The organism is Allorhodopirellula heiligendammensis, assembly GCF_007860105.1.
GTDB lineage: Bacteria > Planctomycetota > Planctomycetia > Pirellulales > Pirellulaceae > Rhodopirellula > Rhodopirellula heiligendammensis.
Genome location: NZ_SJPU01000002.1, coordinates 2,006,023 through 2,027,107, shown reverse-complemented (window position 1 = coordinate 2,027,107; position 21,085 = coordinate 2,006,023). Strand labels below are relative to the sequence as shown.

The window sequence follows — 21,085 nt, the reverse complement described above, 5'->3', positions numbered from 1 at the left end:
CGCGGCAACTGTCGTTAGCATAATCCAACGCGTGGCCGGTCGGGAGTCACAACATCGACGGGTCAGGGCCGGCATATCGTGTCCCACGCGGCTTCGGTGGCCAGCTGAACGAGTCCGCAGCAGTCGTCGACATACGGCTGCAAGCGTTTGCCGGTACAGTGACATGCGCGGTGCCCCGACAGTGTACGATCAACGTAGATGCTGCACGCATTCAGAAACTTGCCCAATTCAAAAAGATGGAGATAGGAATGGAATATCAAGCGTGGGTCGCTGACCAAGCCGGTGGTGCGTTTTCGAAGCAAACTCTCGACCGGGAACCGCTCGGTGCAGAAGAGGTTGAAATCGCCGTCGAGCATTGCGGCGTGTGCCATTCGGATCTTTCGATGTGGAAGAATGACTGGGGAATGTCAGGGTTTCCGGCGGTCCTCGGGCACGAAGCGGTTGGCCGGGTGACTGCGGTCGGCGACCATGCCAAAGGCGTGAGCGTCGGTCAGCGTGTCGGTGTGGGTTGGAACTGCCAGAGCTGCATGCACTGCCGCCCCTGCTTGTCCGGAGAACAACATCTGTGCAACGACGTCCAACCGACGATCGCGGGACATTTCGGTGGTTTTGCCAGTTCCCTGCGGGCACATTGGGCGTGGGCGATTCCTTTGCCTGATGACTTGAACGCAGCAGACGCAGGACCGCTGCTGTGCGGAGGGATTACCGTTTTCAATCCGCTGCACATGTTTGCGTCCCCGATCAGCCGTGTGGGTGTGATCGGGATCGGCGGCCTGGGGCATTTGGCGGTCAAGTTCGCATCGTCCTACGGATGCGATGTGACCGCTTTTACGTCCCGGGAGAGTAAGTTCGCCGAGGCGCGCCAATTCGGTGCCCAGCACGTTGTCGCAACGCGGGACAAGGACGCGATTGCAGCACTGGAAAAATCATTCGACCTGTTGATTGTCACGGTGAACGTGCAACTGGATTGGGACGGGCTCATTGCATCACTTGCCCCTCAAGGCCGTATGCATCTTGTTGGTGCCGTGCTTGAGCCCGTCCCCATTTCTATCTTCCCGCTACTCTCGCGGCAGGGCAGCGTCAGCGCGTCGCCGACCGGATCGCCGGTCGACATTGCCAACATGCTCGATTTCGCCGCCCGCCACGATATTGCGCCGCAAACGGAACATTTCCCCATGAGCCAAATCAATGATGCCTTTGCCCATGTCGAGGAGGGCAAAGCGAGGTATCGGGTCGTATTGGATGCTGATTTCTAAATGCGTTCCACTACATCTGATATTGGTACCCGAAGACAGCGTTAAACCCTGGCCCATCCACACCGCTACCGAGCACGCGATAATATTTGTTTGTGATATTTTCGAGTGACAACGAGAGGCTGTGCTGGTTCGACTGGCCGAAGAAGCGACCAGTCCTAACGTTCAGTGTTCCGTAACCGGGAGTGCCACCCGCAATGAATCTCACATCACTTAGGTTGGACTCCGCGTACCGGTCGGCGCGATCGACCAGCCAAGTAAAGACGTCGATGTAGGCGCCATGGGAAGGCTCGTCGATACGCAGCCCGAGTGTGCCTTGCGTGGGCGGGATCCGCGACAGCGGATCCTTCCGAGTGGTATTATTGCCGTACGTATAAAAAAAGTTTCCATACAAGGCTACGTTGCGCTGAAGTAGGTACTCGCCGGTCAGTTCGGTGCCATTGATGAAGGCCTCTTGATTAGTCAAAAATCGTTGGCCATCGATGATGTCGCGATCGATGAAACTATCAAAATCTGTCCAGAATTCGGTGACTTGCAAACGCAACCGGTCGTAGTTGAATTTCAACCCAACTTCGTAGGTCCGACTATGTTCCGGCTGGACATCCAGATTCCCCACCAGTGGTGTGGACTGATCATTCTGTAGGAATGTCTTGTTTGCGGTCAAATCGTCGATCGTCGGTGCTCGAAAGCCTTCGTAATAGCCACCGACCAGACGCACCTCTTCGGTAAGCTTGTACGATAGCCCCACACTGGCGATCCAATCTTGGTAGGTTCGCTTGAAGAATTGCGGACCGATGGTATCGAAGTCGGGAGTTGCCGACAGATTAATATTCTCGTAGCGCACCGAGGTCGTGGCGTCGAGACGCTCCGTTAGCGGCACGTACCAAGACGTGAAGACTCCGACACGGTCGGCCGCAGAGTCATCGGGATACTGTGGATCGGTGACCGATGGCGTTGCACCAGCAGACGTCGGATCATCGATTTGAACACGTTCGGAGTTGATTGACTCGCCGTAAAAATCGGTTCCGTAAGTCAACTTTCCAACGTCACCCATATCTTTGACAAATGACATCGTCGTCCCCCAACCGAGGTCGTCAAATTCACCAATTTCACGCCGTGTAGGCAACGCGTCGGCGTCGTTACTGGCGTAGCGATCCACTACGGACGCTTCTTTGGTCCGCATCCCCGATAAAGTGACCGAGTAGACGTCGGCTAATAGCAAATCGTCTGGCAGCAACCCCTCGAGCCGGCCGTAGATCAGGTCACGCTGCTGTGGATCAAATACAGTGGGACGCTGTATCGGTACGCTGCCGTCGGAAGCGGGACCAAGCACGAAGGGCAGAAATCGATCACTGCGTTTGAGATCGTTCTGCTCGAAATGCTGTAACGCGACCGTTAGCAAATGATTTTCAGTTAGCATGCGTTGCAGTTTGACGTCGCCTGCGTACTGGCTATAGTCCGTTGCGGGTTGGCGTCCCAAGTCACCTCCCACATCGAGATTACCTGAGTCCAGGTAGGAAACACCGCCGGTGATACCGGTCGTCCCGTACCACCCGCTGAACCCCGTGCGCGTGTAGGTGGACGCCTCAGCCGTGCTGTAAAACTCGCTAAATTGTGGACTGGCGTAGTTTCCGCGAAGTGGGTCGGCGGACCGCGTGACGAAATTAATGACGCCACCGATCGCATCGCTTCCCCACAATGCCGACTCGGCACCGCGAATGATCTCGACACGAGCGAGCGAACCGGGATCAATCGTTGAGGTGTATTGATTCGGCCCTGGCCTCAGGATACTGGTGTTCATGCGGATGCCGTCAACTAAGATCAAAATCTGTTGTCCAGTCAATCCGCGAATGAACGGGGAGACTTGACCATTTCCGGTCTGCTGCGTCATCACGCCCACTTGATTCTGCAGTGCCCGAAAGACGGTCGACGCCTGCCGGCGATCGAGGTCCTCCCGGTCGATGATCGTCCCCAGTCGGGGCGAATCAAACAGACTTGTTTCCCCTCGCACGACGCTGTTGAGCCCGGTTGGATTACTCATCGTGCCGCCGAAGATCTGTTCGCTGAGCGACTCGAATGACTGACTAAACGGACCGTCGTTACTTGGTGCGCTCGACGTCCCGGCTACTCCGCTGTCCGTATTGATGCTTAGCGGTGATGCGGCGGATTGCGCTGACGCTTCGTTTGCTGAACGAGGCTGTCCATCCAACGGCAGGGCGTCTGGACCTGCGAATATCGGCGGCGTGAGGAGCTGTCCAGTGCTCGGATCAGTAGTCTCAGTAGAAGATGGAGATCGAGGCGTTGGACTCGGTCGTGCGGAGTCAGATGTCGCCGGCGGGCGCACCTCGATCTCGGGCAGAGTCGGCCTCTCGCGCTGCTGAAGCATGGTTGCGAAGGTTGCCTCAGGGGCCGCATGAACCAGGGGTTCGTCAGCGATCAAAGCCATTGGGAACGAGGGCAGAAGCACCAATGCGAGCAGTGAAATCCTTTTCACGTGTCTTCCTTATCAAGCGAACGATATCGACGCATTGGCGACAGAGCTGGGCATGATGAATCGTTCCGGTCAGCTGATGTGGCACTGATCGGCACATTAGGCTCAAACACTCCATGGCGTACAACCTGAATCGTTCAGGTCACCGTAACCAGCATAATGAACCTCTTTGGCGGGTCAGTTGCGATCAAAATTCCGTCTGCCATGATCAAGAAACCGCCCCCCTGAGCCCACCGCGATCGCCCCCTCGTGGCCAATATCTCGTTGTCGACTGCATCCCAGTTGCCGACGGGCGTCCTGGTACAGAATCTGCTATTTCTATCGTGACATGAATGAATCAAATTCGTCGCACGATTGCGACTCAAACGTCATGCCCCCATCGATCGAAAGTAGTTGCCAACATTTTCGAGTCCTGGCCTCCGATGACCTGTTGCATGGAAACAAAGAGGTGTGGATCAAACATGGTGACGTCATGTATCGACTTCGCAAGACTGGCTCGGGGAAGTTATACTTGACCAAGTGATTTATCTGAAAGCATTTCATCGGCCGACTGTTTTTTCTTGCGCAGTGCATGCGGTGGTATTGGTCGCAGTCGGCTACTTACCGCTTGAAGCGATTCGTCGATTCACTACCAGCGGACAACGCCAGGTAATCTCCATCGAGATGTCGATCGCTGCCCCGATGCCGTTCTCAACTGCATCGACAATGTCTGCGGAAGTGACGCATGAGCCAACGGAGACAATCGAAGCGGAGCGGAGCCTGCGGCCTTCGGACAACCTCGCCAGGCCGGACGCAGCCCCGTCAAACTACGCTCCCTCTCATTCGACGCAACCGCTATCCGCCGAGAACCCAATCGATGAATTGCCTCAACGAGTCGAGAGGGTAGTGGAGATGCCGACGGTGGCGAACGTCAGAGTCTCCCGTCCCCGGAGTGATCCATCGATTGCGATCATGCCGGTGGTTGCCGCAGTTCCGGTCGACGCCCTGGCAGGGCTAGCGCCAACGGATGTTGAGTTCCACGACAATCCACCGCCAAAGTACCCGACACATGCAGCGGCCCGTGGGATCGAGGGCACCGTGCTCTTGAAGCTCTACGTCAATCGAGAAGGCAAAGTGTCGCGGGCCGAGGTACTAGAATCCAGCGGCAGCGAGCTGCTCGATCATGCCGCATTGGCGGCCGTCAAGACATGGTCGGGCAAGCCAGCGACGCGGTTCGGCCGACCGATTGAGACAGCCGAGGTGCTACCGGTTCGATTCCGCCTGTAGATGCGTCCCGGTTTCGGAAACACGTTTCCTGAATAGATGCGCTATCTATTATCGTGGTTTCAATCGTGTGGAAAATCGACTCGCACGCGATTGCAAACTTGATCGACGCCAGGCACCCGGCGGACGAGCTCCTGGGCGAGCTGATTCAGATAAAACGATGGCAACCGTCCGCTGAGCGTCACGGTCACGTGATCGCCCGCGGAAACAGAAAAATCGCAACGTAGTTCCATAATGGGACGACGACCACAGCGGCGGAGTGCCGCTCGCACGGAGTGCTCGACCGCCGAGACTTGCGGTGGATTGGAATCAGCGAAAGTGCCGGTCGGAACACTGGTATCCGCGCGAAGATCAATTGTCTGATTCATATCGTCTCGGCTCCGTTACCGGGCCCCATCACCGGGGACACGGAACTATTTTGCGCTGGCTGCGTCGCCTTCAGCTGTGGCCTGATCGTCTGCGACTGGAGCACCTTCGGTGACAGGGGTGCCGTCGTCGATCATGTCGGCGGAGAAATCGGTGGCGACCTCTCCATCCTCGGTCGTGATCGCCTGTCCTCGGGGTGGTTGGCAGCCCACGCTAACCACTAAATGACTCAGGGCGAACAACAAAACAACAAATTGGATTCGAAAACGAAACGGGACCATGGAAATGCTCGGCAGTGGGTTCAGGGGAGGGCAGGAAGCCGGGCGGGACGATCGAGTCGCCAAGAACACGAATCCGTGACGAATCACGTCGACGAGCAACGCAAAATTCATACCGAATCCTGGTTCTCCGGCGTCCAATCGGCCCACAGGCAGTCCTACCAAGAAAGAATCGCTATCTACCATCGCATTTACAGCCTCTGACGTGTACCCTGGTTCGCTCAAATTTCCGTGCACCGCTTGATTTGGTTTTGACCAACGAAATCGCGGTTGGACAGGGAATGCTTGTTTTTTCACCAGAATGGGATTGATGACGGCATGGACTGGATCGCCGAAGACCAAATCGGATCGTTGGGGCTGCTGCTCGGCGAAGCAGTTGAGCGTCTGGTCGATTCGCATGATCAAGAATTCGACAAGCATGCGGCCATGATGAACGTCAAAACGCCCACGCTGACGCAAGGCGATGATGGCGTTCGATTTGAGTTTCAGGTGAAAGGCAACCGGCAACGAATGCAAAGCGTTGCTGTCATCGTGCAACCGCTCGCCGATCCCGAGGACCCCAGTGCCGAAGCGATGCAGTTGCGGGGCGATTGCGAGTGTGGCTGCCTGGCCTACGAGCGAAGCCTTCGCTGTGCTCATACGCTCGCCTGCGCGTGGTGGATGCAGGAACAGATCACCCGGCGGAGGGGAAACGGACAGTTATTCGAGTTTCTCGCTGGGCTCAAAGCTGACGCGGTCGCGGCGGGCAAACAGTTTGTCGATGAGTTGCTGCGCCGGGCTGCCAGTGCCCGCCCCGAACGGTCCGATGAGGAACCGACCCAACTGCAGTGGCGGCTGCGCGTCAATGTTGCCTCCCAGGCGACGCCACTTACCATCACGCCGTTTGAGCAGCGGAGCCGCAAGGGCGGGAAAGGTTGGACCAAGGGCCGCGAGGTCCGTAGTTTCGACTTACTCGAACAAAACCTGCTCACCGAACCCCTCGACAGCCAGATCGCTTCGCTCACATCGATCCCCACGCACGGTTTTCGCGAAGACCAGTACGGCATGTTTCAAGCCCTGCGTTTGCTCGCCGGTCACGAGAACGTCGCGTGGGACGACTCCGAAGCATCTCCAGTGGATGTATTCAGCAGCCAACTCAGCTTAACCCTTCATCCAGTGGAAGTGGATCAGCCGGCTAAGAAGAGCAAACGAGACAGCCAGAACTCCACAGACAACCACCAAAAACCGCGTCAGAAAAAACGATCCACCAAGTCTGCTCGATCGAGATCGTTTGCCGAACTCACCGAGTTTCCCGATCGTGATGGGGCCCCCCAGCTCGCGAGGGCCGCGGAATCCGACACCGCGGCGACCATGACTGTCGAACTTGAGCGCGACTTCGATGCCGCTGTCCCCGACACTCTCGCGGCACCTCCGGGCGAATCCACCGCGGTTCAGTTCCAGCCTCGATTGACGGTCGAAGGCATCGACATCGACGTGCATGCATGTGAAGTGCTGTTCGGTCACACCAGCCCCGTCGAACCGGTCGTCGTCCTAGCAGACCGTGAGCACAATCGTCTAGTCGTTTGCACGTTGATCGATTCGGCAGCCAGCGGACTGGTTCAGTTCCTGTTACGAGAGGACTACCGCGACACCATGCTCGACGAAAAGTCGGCGGCCAAGCTGGCTCTGTCCGCCGGCACAATCGATTCGTTGATCCATGTCTCCCTGCCGCCGCAATTGGCCGGACCGATCCGCCCGATTCCCAGTGAGTTGATTCTACAGATGCGCCCCCGGCCTGGTGCGGGATTGAAAATCGCGCTGCGAACCTATGATGCGCGTTTCCGCGATTCACTCATCCCCGGGCAACAGCCTGACATCGTGCCTTGTCTCAGCGAAACCGGCCCGATTCGATTGCAACGCAATCTGGCAGACGAGCTGATTGCTGGGCAGGAAATCGTCGAGCGATTTGCACTGAATAAACTGTCCAGCGATGGAGACCATGAGTGGGTCGCCGTCAGCGACCATTCGGCCCTCGATCTGCTCGGCCGCTTGCACGATGCAGGCGAGAATGCCCCACGAATCGTCTGGCCGGAAGGCGAAACGTTCCGAGTCCGTGGCGAGATCACACCGAAGTCGCTGCGTGTGCAAATCGATGACTCACCGGATTGGTTCGGCGTTACCGGATCGGTCACGATCGACGGCGTCGAAGTTCCGCTCAATGATCTGTTGCTGGCCGTTCGTGAAGACCGCCAACTCGTCCGCGTCGGTGATCGCAAGTTTGCCAAAATCAGCGAGGCATTCCGTCGTCGGTTAACTCAGTTAGCGGATACGCTGGTTGCCGAGAAGGGACATCTAAAACTGCCGACAGCCGCCGTTCCACTGGCGCAGGAGGTGCTTGGGGACGACGTCTCGCTGGAGGCAACCGCCGCGTGGCATTCAGCCGTTGAACGACTTGAGTCCTTGGGCAGTTGGAATCCGGAGCGTCCCACCGGTCTCGATGCGACCCTGCGTGATTACCAGCTCGATGGCTACCGCTGGCTCGCCCGGCTGAGTCGCTGGGGCGTAGGCGGTGTCCTCGCCGACGACATGGGATTGGGTAAAACCGTCCAGACGTTAGGGATTCTGATCGATCGATCCGCCGATGGTCCCGCCCTTGTCATCGCGCCGACGAGTGTCGGTGAAAACTGGGTTCGCGAAGCCGGCCGGTTTGCCCCCTCGCTCAACGCGGTGCTGTACCGCGATTGCGATCGGGATGAGATCATCAAGACAGCCGGCCCCGGCCATGTCTTGATTGTCAGCTACCAATTGATGCAGCGTGACGCCAAACGCTTTGCCACTCGGTCTTGGACCACGCTCGTGCTCGATGAGGCCCAGTTCATCAAGAACTCGCAAACCAAGACGTCGCAGGCCATCCGCATGCTGCAAGCAGATTGGCGGCTAGGTCTGTCGGGTACGCCGCTGGAAAACCACCTGGGCGAACTGTGGAGTCTGTTCCGCACGCTCAGCCCAGGCTTGCTCGGATCGTGGCAGCGGTTCCGCAGCCGGTTTGCTGAACCGATCGAGCGGCACAACGATGCCGAACGCCGCGAAGCATTGGCTCGGCTCGTTCGCCCCTTCATCCTCCGCCGCACGAAAGACAAGGTACTCACCGAACTACCGCCGCGAACTGAGATCACGCTGCGAGCAGAACTCAGCGATGCGGAAAGAAAACTTTACGAAGATGCCCGCCTCGCCGCACTTGCCGAACTCACGCACGCGACCAACGACGGCGAGAAATCGCACGATGGTCGTCGTCGGATTCAAACGCTGGCATGGCTGACCCGGCTCCGCCAACTCGCATGCCACCCTGCATTGGTTGACCCCAGCTGGAAGGGCGCTTCGGCGAAACTCGACCTGCTGATGTCGTTAGTGGATGAATTGCGGGACGGCGATCACCGCGCCCTCGTCTTCAGCCAGTTTGTGAAGCATCTCGGGGTTGTCCGGGATGTGCTTGATCGACGCGGCATCACGTACCAATACCTCGATGGGTCGACCCCGTCGCACGAACGGCAGCGGCGTGTCGACGCGTTCCAAGCCGGCGAGGGTGACCTGTTCTTGATCTCGCTCAAAGCCGGCGGCACGGGGCTCAACCTGACGGCAGCTGATTACGTCTTGCACCTCGACCCCTGGTGGAACCCAGCTGTCGAAGATCAAGCGACTGACCGCGCCCACCGGATCGGCCAGGAACGCCCCGTGACGGTCTATCGACTGGTGGCCGAACGAACGATCGAAGAACAAATCCTGCAGCTCCACGCTGATAAACGGGAGCTCGTTGCCGGTGTGCTCGACGGTACTGACGCTGCTGCCCGCCTGCAGACCCAGGATCTGATCGAATTGATCAGGAATGAAATGGGCTAAAGGCAGGCAAGACGACGACCACGATAAATGCGACCCGCACCCAGCTATGTCACATGAGGTGCGGTCTTTAGGGCGCGACACTAATTCGATTATCGATTTGAGAGACACCTGGCTCTAATCGAATAAGTAATTCACTTCGGCGTCGGTGGGCTTCGCTACTGACCGTGCCCTGCAAGATCGCGGTCCTGCCCTGCATCTGCACGTTAACGCCGTAGAGCGGTTGGGATGCCGGACCATACTCTGCACCGAGAGTAGCGGGGCCTCGCGGTCGTGGCCCGAGCGAACTGGTTCGCTGCAAACGGTTATTCAAGCTGACCTCGCGGGCGATCTGTACATCGACGTCCACGGGAGGCAACTCGACAGCACTGCGGAGTCGAGTGCGGATGGGCATGGTCGCTTCGGTACCACCGTTCAGCCCACCATTCAACGCATTATTGAAGGCGGCCCCTAACCCACCAAGCCCCCCCAAGCCACCGCCAGCCCGGGTCGTCGCCCGCGCACCGGTCGTACTCAAAGACGCGGCGGCTGACGTGACACTTGCGCCCACAGGCTCGCTGAATTGTCCCACTCCGCCCGTGCGGTCCACATCACCGATGAACTCTTCCTGCAGATCAACCAGGTCACTGCCGCCGGTAATCGGCGTGCCACCAGCACCCGCTCCACCACCACCTGTACCGCCACCTCCGGTATTTCCACCGCCACCATTGTTGGCTTGGACGGTTGTACCAAGACAAACAACCAACGCGATGGAGAAGATGCTAGTCAGTAAGCGTTTGTACCAAGTGTTGGATTTCAGGTTTAGCATCGGATACTTTGTGGGTGTGAAGGCTAGCGTGGGGTCGGATACTACTATTCTAATCTCGTCGCTGAAAAATTTTCTACTTTCTGCTTTTGGAATCCGAAACGTATGACTCTCCCCACGGTCACGCTCGCTGTTGTTCGCTGTCGCTGGTTCGCAACCATGCTGTTGATCGGAATGATCGTGCCGCAGACTTTAGTCGCGCAGGCTCGTGCCCGCACAAGTGATACTGTCGGATTTGAATCCCAGTGTCCACCTGCGTCTCGACTGTTGCCCTCCGATACGCTGGCATATATCCGTATTCGCAATACATCAGAGCTGAGAGCAGGATTCTCCCGTTCTACCCTGGGCCAGATGCTGAACGATCCAGCGATGCGGCCATTCGTTTCAGATACCTACCAAACCGTCAGTCAGCTAATGGAGGAATTCGCCAGCCAAGTAGGGCTATCGCTGGACGAAATGCTTGCGATTCCCAAAGGACAAGTATCCTTAGCGGTCGTCCCCGGCGCTCCACCGGAAGAACCCAAAGCGGGCAATCCGGACGAGAAATCCGAGGAGAGTGATGAGGAGATCGCCGCGCGAATGCAGCGACAACGCCGTGACCGAAACAGTTTCGCGGGCGTGTTCCTCATCGAGACCGGCCAACAAAATGATTCCGCTGCATCAATGCGGAAGCTGATTGAAACGATTGGCGAACTTGCTAAAAGAAATCAGTTTGTCGACAGCGAGGAAGAAATCGGTGGCCATCGAGTCACCACATGGAAGTCACCACGGGGGCGCGGCCCCGTCGTGGAATGGTTCGATCGCGACGGGGTATTTGTCATCGGCGTGGGCCGCCGCGCCGCCGCCGACGTGCTCGAACGCTGGCACGAAACCGACGCACCCGAAAATCGGAAAGCGGCTGCAGAGAGATCGCAGACCGCGGCCTCGGATTCGATGATCTTGGAGAACCTATCCAGTAATCGTGATTTTGGTGCCGTAATGACACGCTGCGTGGGAGCAGAGGCTGAGACGCCGCAGATCACATTTTTTGCCAATCCTTACGCAATTGCCCAAAAAATCATCAGCCGGAGCAGTTCATCATTCTTCATCCAGCCCATCGTCGAAGAATTGGGGATTGAAAAGATCCGGGGTGTGGGCGGGAGCGTTTTCCGGGGTGGAGATATTGTCGAGGGTATTATTCACCTGCACGTGGTGATTGACCCTCCTCGTGATGGATTCTTTGGCGTTGTGCGTCCTGAATCAGTCGAACCGACGCCTCCCGAGTGGGTGCCAGCCGACACGACGTCGTATTTGACCGCCAATTGGGATATCGCTACGGCGGCGGAGAACCTTGCAAAGATTGTCAACCGTTTTGCAGGCGAGGGCAGCTTTGAGCGTTTCACCGAAGATCGCGTTCAGGCCAGATTGGACGTGAGCCTGAAAGATGACTTACTAGCGAACCTTACAGGGCGATACGTCGGCGTTCGCCGCTATCAAGAGCCGGCGGCGTGGAACGCGATCGCGCGCATGGATGCGTTACAGGTTCGTGACGTCAAAAAAGCGAGAGAGATGCTGGACAAAATCCGCCAAAAACTGCCCGCTTCGGACATGCGGCCGGAGACGATCGGGGACATCCAGGTCTATTTCGCGAAGCCTGGCCGCGAGTTGCCCGATACGATGCGGCAGGTCGAACGGAGCGTGATGCTGCTCGATGACTACCTCGTACTCTCCGACTCACGGGAGGTCGTCGAGCAGGCGATCCGGACTCGCTCCGGCTCCCAGCCCAGATTGATCGATGATACTGACTTTGCGCTGATGTTGTCGGAACTCGGGGCGAAACTAGCCGGCGAGCAACCGTTTTTCCTGTCATTTAATCGTGATGCGGATAGCTACCGAGTCCTGTACGATCTTGCCGCCTCCCCCACCTTGGCAGGCGCATTTGACCGTCGCGGTGCGAACAGTCCCGTTGCCCAGAAGTTCAGCGAGCTCTTGCAACGGCAGAACTTACCCAAGTTTGAGCAATTACGGAAATATTTCAATGTGAGTGGTAGTTTCGCTTACAACGAGGCGGACGGGCTCCATTTTGGCACGATGACGCTTCGCCCATTGGAGTAAACCTAAGTTGACGGCAAAGTCCTTGATCCCCTTCCAATTGGGGATTCTGGAACTGTCGAGGTCACCCTCTGCCACAGGAAAAACTTTTTTCGGGGACGAAGCGATGTTTTCGGCACAACCGTTGCGGTAGCACAGGTCTGTCCGTGTAATCGCCCGTTTTTTAGGGTTGCATCTTCCATTCAATGGATACCCTTGTGCGGGCGAGGTATTCACCTCGCACGCACATGGCTAGCACCAATGAGTCCCCATCGCACGCTTTCGAGGTAGTCCAGCCAAGGTGGCAGATCGGTTTCGCGAACTTTCCTACGTCTTGGCACGTCTGAAGGGTTGTCGCGAGCCGGATTTTTCCGGTTACCCCGGACGCACTCGTCTGAAAGAAAGGTTTTCCAATGCCCAGAAAAGAATCTTTGCAAAATTTGCGAGCGACTTTGGTCCGCCGTCGCGATGCCCTCCGGAAGGCTTTAGCAGGCGACCTCAGCTTGCTGAGCGAACTCCATCAGCAGAAGACCGGCGATGCGTTAGACGCAGCCGCTGACACGGTTCAGGACGAGCTGAACAGCCAGCTGGTCGAGGTCGAAAGCAAAGAATTGGTCGCAATTGAAGAAGCGATTGCGAAATTCCAGCAGGGTACCTACGGCGATTGCGAGGACTGCGGCAAACCCATTCCGCTCAATCGGCTCCGCGCCATTCCTTACGCGAGCGACTGCATCGAATGCCGCCGGAAGGCAGAGAACGACGTCGACGGCGCCTCTCCTGCCGTGCCCTGGAACCGCATTTTCGATATGACCGAAGCGGACACCATCGAAGGCTAACGAACTGCCAATGGATGATTGATCGCACGGGCAGCCGATGCCAGTGCATGGGGTCCAACGTTCGATGGGGGTGATTGCCAAAGTCCGACAATTTGAGATTTTGTCAACTGGTGCTTTTGTTCCGGTCAGCTGAGCGGTTATGGTCTGGTGGTACCGATTCTTCACACCTTACCCCAGCATCGCAGAGACAACGTCATGACGGACCTTCGCTCTTTGATTCGAGACATTCCTGACTACCCTAAACCAGGAATATTGTATCGTGATATCACACCGCTGCTGTGTGATGCAGCGGCCTTGCACGAGGCCGTTGAACAGATGGCGGCTCCTTTTCTAGACGCCGGCGTGGACATCGTGGCAGCGGCCGAGGCACGCGGATTTATCTTTGGGACTCCGCTGGCGATGCGTTTAGGTGCTGGATTCGTACCCATTCGCAAACCAGGCAAACTTCCGTTTGATCTGCATTCCTTCGCCTACCAGCTGGAATATGGCACCGACGAGTTGCAAATCCATGTCGATGGCATCCAGCCCGGCCAGCGCGTTCTGGTCGTCGATGATCTGCTCGCGACCGGAGGCACCGTTGAGGCCTGTCTACGTCTGCTCGAAAAATGCGATGCGAAAATCGTCGGTTGTTCCTTTTTGCTGCACCTAGAGCCCCTCGGCGGCCAGGCGAGATTGGAACCCTATGACGTTCACAGCGTGCTCACCTACCGCGGGGATGACGGAGAAGCAGAACTGAGCATTCAGAACCGCGAACCTGGACCGAGCGTCTAGGAACGACTCCTGTCGTGACGCTTGGCTGGGTTTTTGCAAGTTTCCTGGACCTCAGTATGCCAGCGAGCGAGGCTGATTGACACGGCGAGGTTGGAAAATCTGGCGGGCGGTACCACTTTGCTGGCTGATTCGCGCCGGTGTCGGTTGGCCCGACATGTGCGACTCCACAATTCGCTCACCATCGCCCAAGGCAATGGTGGGCTGACCTTCGGAGTAACCGCCGATGTACTCACCAGCGGGGTGCAGTGAACCGTGTCCATCACAACCACAATCTCCGCCACAGCTGCCGGTGCTGCAGCCGCCGTCACAGCCTCCATCGCAACCTCCGCCACAGCTGTCGGCACATCGATATCCCCACAGGCTTTTAATGCCGGCGAAGACGGGGCGGCACTTTCCGCACGATTGTCCATTGAAGTTACCACATGAATCACAGGGATCGCAGCAATCGGCCGGATCGTTGATCCAGGGGTCAACGTACAGCTCACCACATCCGTCGCAGGCCCCACAACCGTCGCTGCAGCCGCCACCACATGCCCCTGCGTAGCCACCATGGTTCCATAGCGGACCACAGCAACCGACGGTGAGAGTTAAGCTGAGAGCGAGCAATAGTGTTTGAGCAGCGTGAATCATCGCAGACGTCCGTGTCACGTGGGCGGTTTTTTGGGGGTGGAGGATGCTCCCGGTGAAAAGTCCACCAATGAATTGCAACCTCCGGCCGGAATCCAAAGTTCAGAACCGGCGTCACAATCGTTATCGTCCGCACATCCGGCAAACTTTACCCAATTCCCACCCGGCGGCCTGTACTCCATGAGCCTACCCCCTGTGCAGAGTTCCCTGAACGTTGAGTTTTTTCGGCGTGGACCTGCGGAGGTTGCCCGCGGGCTCCTCGGCTGCGGTGTTGCCCACCGCGTCGATGGAAGATGGCTCGGTGGCTGGATTGTCGAGACGGAGGCCTATCTGGCCCAAGATGATCCCGCAAGTCATAGCTCGCGCGGCCTGACGGCTGGCAACGCGTCGATGTTCGGGGCCCCGGGCACGCTCTATGTATATCCAATCCACGCCAAACACTGCATGAACTTGGTCACCGAGGACTCGGGGATCGGGTCGGCGGTGCTGATTCGCGCGATCGAACCGGTGTGGGGTATGGAGCAAATGCAGCAAAATCGCGGCACGACCAACCATCGCCGAATCACATCCGGTCCGGGGATGATTTGCCACGCGATGCAGATCCAACGGGACTGCGACGGCGTGGAAGTGCTCCGTTCAAACGACTGGCGGCTGACGCTCGGTCGCGACCTCCGAGCTCGCATTATCACCTCACCACGGGTAGGGATTCGCCATGCCGCCGAGTTGCCTCTGCGTTTCTTCGTCGATGGCAACCGCTACGTCAGCGGGTTGGCGGGACTCCACAACCGTCCACGCCGCGACGAAATTGGACCAGCAAATGCCCACGGCACAGCGCACCTTTAGCGGCGTGACGTCCTGATCGCCCCGCAACCAGTCAACCTCGACGCGTTGGCATCAACGTACACTTTGCCACCTACCGGGCTATGCCAGTCGTTGGTCAATGTAGTGTTTGCAGATTTGGTAGTAGGTCACCATCGAGTCAATATCGATCCATTCATCGATGGCGTGCAGATTACCAACGAGGGGGCGCGATAGGTTCACGCTGATGCCATGCTCGCGGAAAAATCGGCCATCGCTTCCACCAGAGGCCCGCACCAAGCCCACGGCGTTACCGGTCTCGTCGGCGGTCGCTTGGCAGAACAGTGGGTCCGGGGCGAGGTCGGTCGGCTCCGCCGTCATCAGAGGTATTAACGCGCAATCTGCGCCAATAATGTGGGCGACTTCCGCGAGCATCGACTCGACACTGTGGGGCGGTGGAAACCGGATATCAATCACTGCCGAAGCACCGGATGGAACCCGGTTGACCGTCGTATTTTCGCTCTCACACATCGTGATGCTGCACGTAGGAAACCAATGATCCACCGTTGGATCGATTTTGTCCTGAGGCCAGTACTTGGCAAAATGTTCGATCAATCTATTCAACCGGGGCAGCAACCGTTCGATCGCATTATCGCCTAACCATGGGCGTGCCGCATGCGCCTCGCGGCCGTATTGAACCAGACGTGCGTGCACAACTCCCTTTTCCGCAGTCGTAATCTTATCCAGCGAACCACCATCAGGGATAATTGCCACCCCACACCTCAACCCGATCTCATCCAGCAAAAATCGCACGCCATCCGCACCGCCACGTTCTTCGTCGGACGTGACTGCCAACCCCACGCTTGCCCCGCCGCCGCGGCGATGGATCGCTCTCATCAATTCGATCATGATGGCAATCTGGCCCTTCATGTCACCGCTGCCGGGGCCAATGATCCGGCCGTTCTCCACCTTGGAATGGTAGCAGTCCGACTCCGAATGCTCGATCACATCAACGTGTCCACACAACAAAATCTCCGGTGCATCACAGCCCTCGGGCCGAACCACCAACGACTCATGTCCGTTCCGGTTGAACGTATCAAGGCGAACGCCTGGCGACGAGTCGAGGTGATGCCTTAAGAACTCGAATGATTTTTGACGTTCTGCAGGGCGACTCTCCGTACTCGGAATCAGAATCAAGTCCCGCGTTAACGATGTTAACCGCGATTTGAGATGTTCGTGCTTGTCATTACCAATCAAATCAGTTTGCCTTTCGAGTGTGGTAGCGAATCATCGTCGTTGTGCACCAGCGCATCCATCTGCATCGATCCCTGGCCTCCGTTTAATCACGATCAGCCTTCCAGCCGCCCGGTAGATCCTGCTCCGCCAAGGCGAGGAATCGATGGCATTCCTGCGTGTCTTTCCCCACGCAAATGAACTGGCCTTTGTGGACCAGACCGTCTTTGCCAAAATTAAAATTCAATGGCAGCACTCCCGCCCGTTTGCCCAATTGAAACAGATGATCTTTTGCCGCAAAAACATCCAGCAGTGCCGCGGCAGTGACGGGCTGCGACAGTCGTAGATTACGCAATAGCCAAGCCCCCTCGGGATGAAAATGCTTGGCGAGCAGGGAGGGGTAAGTCGCCCCTGTTACACGGGCGTTGATCTCACAAACGTAGACCTCCCAGTCCGTATCTGCTGCACGCTGAATAACCAACCAGTCGATGCTCGCCGTACCACGGTACCCCGTCTCATGTAGCCATCCACCGACGATTTCTGCTTGACGCATCGTTTCGGCGCGGATTTCAGGGCGTTTCTTCAAATAGGGCGGTGGAGACTCATTCCCCTCGTGAACAGAATGATCACTCAGAATCTGCTCCGTCATATCGAAGGCGTGTACCTGGGTCTCGTCCAAGAACAGCTGTGTGCTCGGACTCAAGACTGCCGTGACTCCCTGCACCCCAGGACCGAGCCAGCCCTGGACCAAACAGGGACCTTCATGAAAAAAGTATTCAGGTACCTGTGTCAGTACATCTGGTTGACTCAGATCATGCAACTTCAACATCCCCACCCCGGACGCTCCGACTTGAGCGCGGACTACGGCGGCGGAATAGCCTTGGTCTCGCAATCGAACTGCGCAATCGACAACGTCACCCGGCTGGTTGGCAATCTCTGTCGCGACGGTCGGCAGATCTTGCGTCAGCAAAAATTGGTGTAACAGCAGCTTGTTATTACCCGCTTGACTGGCCTGGGTCGAAGAAATCGTCGGACAGCCCAGACGGTCGGCAATTCGTGGCAAGATGTCGTCGATCACATAGCCATCGATCCAATGATTCGAGTGAGCATTAACTGCTCGGGCCAGTGGATGCCCTGCTGGTAACAACTCGCTCAGCGATGAGTCTGGATGCGTTTCGAGCTGACGGCCCAGGTCCAAGTATTCTTCGTGTGTCAAAACGCAGATTTCCGGTAGGGACAGACCGAGTTCATCACGCATGTAGCGGCATAGCTCTGGATCCGGAGCGCGTTCGACAACCAACAGGTTGTCCGGTCCGGCGAACAGCAGATTCAGAATCGGAATCAGTCGATTGCTGTACGAGTCCAGTTCGCCGACCTCCTCTCCGAGCACGCGGGTCTGGTCGGAATTGCCGAAGAAAAGCGACAGCAGATTGGCGAAGAAAATGGTGCCGCGAGGCCATAGCGGAGGCAGACGCCCCTGCGTGTCGATGAAACGTCGGCGCTCACGGGATTCGGCTAGAATCATCGACCGATAAACCTTGGAGGGTGGAGTTGGTCACGGCAGGGAACTTGGTCGAAAACATCGATGCTGGCGCAGTCCACGAGGTCGTTTTCATAGCCGGCCGCGATCAAGTTCTGCCCGCCACCGGTCATGCCCAAACGACGTGACAGCGATTCAGAATCAACCACCTTGTCATGCGTGACGCAGTGCTGCCAAGCCGCTAACGCAATCGATCCGGAATCGTTGACTAACTCAATGGGCCCGTCGTAAAAGCGTGCCGTATCACTGAGTTTGCGATGACAAACTGCGATCAACGCTCCCGCCAACAGCACGTCTTCACTCGTCACGGCGCCATTGGTGCCCGCACACACAATGCGCACTCGACCGGAAGTGGAGGGCGGTTGGCAGCTGACGAACTCAGAATCCAACGCACCCGACGGGGTGGAGGCGGAAACCTCCGCAATGATTGCGTCAGCTACCGCTGTCAAGTTTGCAAAGCAGGCCAACAGCATCACATCGCAATCCGCTGCCGCATCGATGGCGCGGGTACCGTTGGTCGTCGTCATCACCAGATCTCGTTCGCCGACCCCTGCTGGCGAATACTCCGATGGAGAGTTTCCAAAATCGAATCCCTCAATGGGTTTGCATTCGCGTTCCCCGCACAGCAGAGGTACGCAGTCGGGCTGGCAATCACGTTGCAAGGCCCGTGCCTCATCGATGCCCAAACACGTCGTTACCGACCTTGCGCCCGCCGCAATGGCCGTCGTGGCCACCGTCGTTGCACGCAGCACATCAATCACTACCGCCACGCGGACACGGCCGCGTTCGTGAGGTCCCACCGCAGTGGGCGATAACCATGTCTCTATCTGCATATCTCTAATATCGATCTTGTTCTGGTTCAGCTCGCACGTCCACATGTTCGTCATCGACATGAACATGAATCACGCTAGGACTGCAACATACCGGGCAGTCCTCCACATAGGTCTGATCTGGGCCTCCCGCCAAGTCAATATGAATTGCGATATCCTCTCCACAGTTATCGCAAACATAGCTCGCGTCATCGTCGACATGCGAAAACTGAGATTCGTGATCGGAGATGTCGTCGCTGGCGAGCTGGCCTGCACGAGGGTTAGGGTCGGTCGCCATTATCTCAGTATCCTTTCGGCACGATATGCACAAACTAGCTTCGTATATTTTTCTAACGGTGGCCGGCGAAGAGAGTATGTCGAGTCGTCCACTGGGCCAGCCGAATGCCACGCAACCTGACAACGCTCACGCTTCTCCCATCACACCAGCCCGATCGAGGCTTGTGCAATCAGTGTACCGTAACGCGATCACTGGCCACAGTAGCGCATCCTGCCATTAAGAAGCTCTGAAAACAACATTCGCCGATTTGTGGTGGGCTGGCCGGTTTATCGTTGGCATCGCACTGAGCTAGCGATCACAATGGCCGGGGAAAATCCTGCGATACAACAACTTCCGGAGAGCAGAATGAAGCGTTTTGTATATTTAACCCTGATCATGGTCGCCCTCACCACGAATGGATTTCCGCCGCACGCGCTAGCGGGTAGTGCCGTCCAGGATACGGCACATTCTCCTGACCGTGAGGAGAAGTCTGCTGAGAAGGGAGCTTCTACCGAGGAACAGCCCGCCGAAGAGGGCGCTGCCAAGCCTAAAACCAGTAAGGAAAATTCTTCCGCAGCAACAGGCGCCGATTCGGCTGCGGAACGAAAGGATGAGCCGAAAGAGCCTGAAGTGCTGAAAGTAGAGGGCGTTTTCGAAGCAGTCCAAGCGTGGGAATTGATCCACGATCTCGATCAAATACAAACACTGGAAATTGAAAAGATCTTGCCTCATGGCACCGTTGTCACAAAAGGTCAAACGGTCGTCTGGTTCGATGCCGAGTCCATCGACAAGAAGATTGCGACCGCTGAAATCGAGCTCAAACTCGCCGAGTTAGCCGCGGCCGATGATCAGTTTTCCTACGACCAGTTTCTCGAAACTCAAAAGCTTGATCGCGACGCTGCCGAACGGGCCCGTCACCAAGCCCGCCAAAACTACGATAACTACGTCAAAGTCGATCGCGAGCAAACGATTGCTAACGCAAAATTCAGCCTCAAGAACTCGCAGTACTATCTCGAGAATGCGCAGGAGGAACTGACACAATTGACGCAGATGTATGAAGAGGATGACTTGACTGAAGAATCCGAAGAAATCGTGATGAAACGCGCCAAACAAGCTGTCGAGTCTGCGGAGTTTAATTTGGAGAACGCCAAGGTTCGCACTAGCCGTATCATGGACCAGACCGTCCCACAACGGGATAAAACGGAGGAAGCTGATCTGGCAAAAGCAGAGATGGCGTACCAGAAAGCAATACATGAGCTGACCAGCTCGAAACAACAGCGGGATTTAAAACGCAAACAAGCCGCGACAGAACTTGCCGAAAAGAGCGAAAATTTTGAAACACTGCTGCAACAGCGCAAAGAAATCGTGATGAAGTCTCCCGGTGACGGCATCGTCATGCACGGCGAATTGACACGCGGTGCCTTAGGGGCCAAACCGAGCTCGATCGAAGCAGGTTCGAAAATCAGCCAAGACCAAGTGATCGCAACCATCGTTAACCCCGATCGATTGCGGGTACGCCTTGAGCTGTCGGAAACCCAATTAGCACAGGTGGTTCCCGATGCGAAATGTGTGGTCAAACCAAACTCGCTGCCCGATACCGCCTTCAATGGCATCGTCGCGCGTACTGACAAGGTCCCTTTCGCGGCCAAAAAGTTTGATGCCGAGGTCAAATTGAAGGGTAAAATCGATGACTCGATCGTGCCCACGATGACCTGCTCGGTCGAATTTACAAAGTAAGAATTGACCACGAGTCGTGGTTGATTTTGTGGTCGACAGCTCGGCCTACCATGTCAAT

18 protein-coding genes are annotated in these 21,085 nt (G+C 56.9%); 9 read left to right on the top strand and 9 right to left on the bottom strand.

The window, feature by feature from the left end:
* Positions 1-248 precede the first annotated feature (248 nt).
* Positions 249-1,256, top strand: a complete 1,008-nt coding sequence (gene ahr, locus Poly21_RS17835) for an NADPH-dependent aldehyde reductase Ahr (protein ID WP_146408232.1) — start codon at positions 249-251, stop codon at positions 1,254-1,256.
* Positions 1,257-1,266: 10 nt separating this feature from the next.
* On the opposite strand, the gene Poly21_RS17830 is transcribed toward ahr, so the two are convergent.
* Positions 1,267-3,294 (bottom strand): TonB-dependent receptor plug domain-containing protein, encoded by a 2,028-nt coding sequence (locus Poly21_RS17830; RefSeq protein WP_302119434.1) that lies wholly within the window; start codon positions 3,292-3,294, stop codon positions 1,267-1,269.
* An 820-nt stretch (positions 3,295-4,114) separates the two neighbouring features.
* On the opposite strand from Poly21_RS17830, the gene Poly21_RS17825 reads away from it, so the two are divergent.
* Entirely contained in the window at positions 4,115-4,267 is a 153-nt protein-coding gene (locus Poly21_RS17825) for a hemin uptake protein HemP (RefSeq protein ID WP_302119432.1), read from the top strand.
* A complete protein-coding gene (locus tag Poly21_RS17820; RefSeq protein ID WP_302119429.1) occupies positions 4,264-5,010 on the top strand; it encodes an energy transducer TonB in 747 nt (248 codons plus the stop codon). The genes Poly21_RS17825 and Poly21_RS17820 overlap by 4 nt, the downstream gene beginning before the upstream one ends.
* A gap of 59 nt (positions 5,011-5,069) precedes the next feature.
* Here the strand turns inward: Poly21_RS17820 and Poly21_RS27655 are convergent, their stop codons facing one another.
* Together Poly21_RS27655 and Poly21_RS17810 are read right to left on the bottom strand one after the other, a co-directional pair.
* Complete coding sequence (locus Poly21_RS27655) at positions 5,070-5,375, bottom strand: BON domain-containing protein (RefSeq protein ID WP_302119427.1); 306 nt, start codon at positions 5,373-5,375, stop codon at positions 5,070-5,072.
* A 45-nt stretch (positions 5,376-5,420) separates the two neighbouring features.
* On the bottom strand, positions 5,421-5,837 hold the full coding sequence (locus Poly21_RS17810) for a hypothetical protein (protein WP_302119425.1): 417 nt from the start codon (positions 5,835-5,837) through the stop codon (positions 5,421-5,423).
* Positions 5,838-5,969: 132 nt separating this feature from the next.
* On the opposite strand from Poly21_RS17810, the gene Poly21_RS17805 reads away from it, so the two are divergent.
* Positions 5,970-9,527, top strand: a complete 3,558-nt coding sequence (locus Poly21_RS17805) for a DEAD/DEAH box helicase (protein WP_146408800.1) — start codon at positions 5,970-5,972, stop codon at positions 9,525-9,527.
* A gap of 67 nt (positions 9,528-9,594) precedes the next feature.
* Here Poly21_RS17805 and Poly21_RS17800 read toward each other — a convergent pair whose 3' ends face one another.
* Positions 9,595-10,332, bottom strand: a complete 738-nt coding sequence (locus tag Poly21_RS17800; protein ID WP_146408227.1) for a BON domain-containing protein — start codon at positions 10,330-10,332, stop codon at positions 9,595-9,597.
* A gap of 102 nt (positions 10,333-10,434) precedes the next feature.
* Here Poly21_RS17800 and Poly21_RS17795 point away from each other — a divergent pair, with 102 nt between their 5' ends.
* The 3 genes from Poly21_RS17795 (at position 10,435) to Poly21_RS17785 (ending at position 14,006) form a co-directional block, all read left to right on the top strand.
* A complete protein-coding gene (locus Poly21_RS17795) occupies positions 10,435-12,423 on the top strand; it encodes a DUF3352 domain-containing protein (protein ID WP_302119420.1) in 1,989 nt (662 codons plus the stop codon).
* Between the two features lie 389 nt (positions 12,424-12,812).
* Positions 12,813-13,235: a TraR/DksA family transcriptional regulator gene (locus tag Poly21_RS17790; protein ID WP_146408226.1), complete on the top strand. Its 423-nt coding sequence runs from the start codon at positions 12,813-12,815 to the stop codon at positions 13,233-13,235.
* A 195-nt stretch (positions 13,236-13,430) separates the two neighbouring features.
* Complete coding sequence (locus Poly21_RS17785; RefSeq protein WP_146408225.1) at positions 13,431-14,006, top strand: adenine phosphoribosyltransferase; 576 nt, start codon at positions 13,431-13,433, stop codon at positions 14,004-14,006.
* A gap of 51 nt (positions 14,007-14,057) precedes the next feature.
* Here the strand turns inward: Poly21_RS17785 and Poly21_RS17780 are convergent, their stop codons facing one another.
* Positions 14,058-14,636 carry a hypothetical protein gene (locus tag Poly21_RS17780; RefSeq protein ID WP_146408798.1) on the bottom strand — a complete coding sequence of 193 codons (579 nt, stop codon included), beginning with the start codon at positions 14,634-14,636 and terminating at the stop codon, positions 14,058-14,060.
* A 177-nt stretch (positions 14,637-14,813) separates the two neighbouring features.
* On the opposite strand from Poly21_RS17780, the gene Poly21_RS17775 reads away from it, so the two are divergent.
* Entirely contained in the window at positions 14,814-15,476 is a 663-nt protein-coding gene (locus tag Poly21_RS17775; RefSeq protein WP_146408224.1) for a DNA-3-methyladenine glycosylase, read from the top strand.
* Positions 15,477-15,554: 78 nt separating this feature from the next.
* Here Poly21_RS17775 and Poly21_RS17770 read toward each other — a convergent pair whose 3' ends face one another.
* The 4 genes from Poly21_RS17770 to Poly21_RS17755 form a co-directional block, all read right to left on the bottom strand.
* The gene (locus tag Poly21_RS17770) at positions 15,555-16,688 is read right to left on the bottom strand and encodes a M20 family metallopeptidase (RefSeq protein ID WP_146408223.1); all 1,134 of its coding nucleotides are present in this window, start codon (positions 16,686-16,688) and stop codon (positions 15,555-15,557) included.
* Between the two features lie 82 nt (positions 16,689-16,770).
* Positions 16,771-18,189: a hypothetical protein gene (locus Poly21_RS17765; protein ID WP_146408222.1), complete on the bottom strand. Its 1,419-nt coding sequence runs from the start codon at positions 18,187-18,189 to the stop codon at positions 16,771-16,773.
* Complete coding sequence (locus tag Poly21_RS17760; protein ID WP_146408221.1) at positions 18,186-19,037, bottom strand: 2-phosphosulfolactate phosphatase; 852 nt, start codon at positions 19,035-19,037, stop codon at positions 18,186-18,188. The genes Poly21_RS17765 and Poly21_RS17760 overlap by 4 nt, the downstream gene beginning before the upstream one ends.
* A 4-nt stretch (positions 19,038-19,041) precedes the next feature.
* A complete protein-coding gene (locus tag Poly21_RS17755; protein ID WP_146408220.1) occupies positions 19,042-19,311 on the bottom strand; it encodes a CPXCG motif-containing cysteine-rich protein in 270 nt (89 codons plus the stop codon).
* Between the two features lie 345 nt (positions 19,312-19,656).
* Here Poly21_RS17755 and Poly21_RS17750 point away from each other — a divergent pair, with 345 nt between their 5' ends.
* On the top strand, positions 19,657-21,027 hold the full coding sequence (locus Poly21_RS17750) for an HlyD family secretion protein (RefSeq protein ID WP_302119417.1): 1,371 nt from the start codon (positions 19,657-19,659) through the stop codon (positions 21,025-21,027).
* The last annotated feature ends 58 nt before the right edge of the window (positions 21,028-21,085 follow it).

Excerpts from the sequence above, each read along its gene's own strand:
- ahr (WP_146408232.1), top strand. The coding sequence starts at position 249 with ATGGAATATCAAGCGTGGGTCGCTGACCAAGCCGGTGGTGCGTTTTCG.
- Poly21_RS17830 (WP_302119434.1), bottom strand. The coding sequence starts at position 3,294 with ATGAGTAATCCAACCGGGCTCAACAGCGTCGTGCGAGGGGAAACAAGT.
- Poly21_RS17825 (WP_302119432.1), top strand. The coding sequence starts at position 4,115 with ATGCCCCCATCGATCGAAAGTAGTTGCCAACATTTTCGAGTCCTGGCC.
- Poly21_RS27655 (WP_302119427.1), bottom strand. The coding sequence starts at position 5,375 with ATGAATCAGACAATTGATCTTCGCGCGGATACCAGTGTTCCGACCGGC.
- Poly21_RS17810 (WP_302119425.1), bottom strand. The coding sequence starts at position 5,837 with ATGGTAGATAGCGATTCTTTCTTGGTAGGACTGCCTGTGGGCCGATTG.
- Poly21_RS17805 (WP_146408800.1), top strand. The coding sequence starts at position 5,970 with ATGGACTGGATCGCCGAAGACCAAATCGGATCGTTGGGGCTGCTGCTC.
- Poly21_RS17800 (WP_146408227.1), bottom strand. The coding sequence starts at position 10,332 with ATGCTAAACCTGAAATCCAACACTTGGTACAAACGCTTACTGACTAGC.
- Poly21_RS17795 (WP_302119420.1), top strand. The coding sequence starts at position 10,435 with ATGACTCTCCCCACGGTCACGCTCGCTGTTGTTCGCTGTCGCTGGTTC.
- Poly21_RS17790 (WP_146408226.1), top strand. The coding sequence starts at position 12,813 with ATGCCCAGAAAAGAATCTTTGCAAAATTTGCGAGCGACTTTGGTCCGC.
- Poly21_RS17785 (WP_146408225.1), top strand. The coding sequence starts at position 13,431 with ATGACGGACCTTCGCTCTTTGATTCGAGACATTCCTGACTACCCTAAA.
- Poly21_RS17780 (WP_146408798.1), bottom strand. The coding sequence starts at position 14,636 with ATGATTCACGCTGCTCAAACACTATTGCTCGCTCTCAGCTTAACTCTC.
- Poly21_RS17775 (WP_146408224.1), top strand. The coding sequence starts at position 14,814 with ATGAGCCTACCCCCTGTGCAGAGTTCCCTGAACGTTGAGTTTTTTCGG.
- Poly21_RS17765 (WP_146408222.1), bottom strand. The coding sequence starts at position 18,189 with ATGATTCTAGCCGAATCCCGTGAGCGCCGACGTTTCATCGACACGCAG.
- Poly21_RS17760 (WP_146408221.1), bottom strand. The coding sequence starts at position 19,037 with ATGCAGATAGAGACATGGTTATCGCCCACTGCGGTGGGACCTCACGAA.
- Poly21_RS17755 (WP_146408220.1), bottom strand. The coding sequence starts at position 19,311 with ATGGCGACCGACCCTAACCCTCGTGCAGGCCAGCTCGCCAGCGACGAC.
- Poly21_RS17750 (WP_302119417.1), top strand. The coding sequence starts at position 19,657 with ATGAAGCGTTTTGTATATTTAACCCTGATCATGGTCGCCCTCACCACG.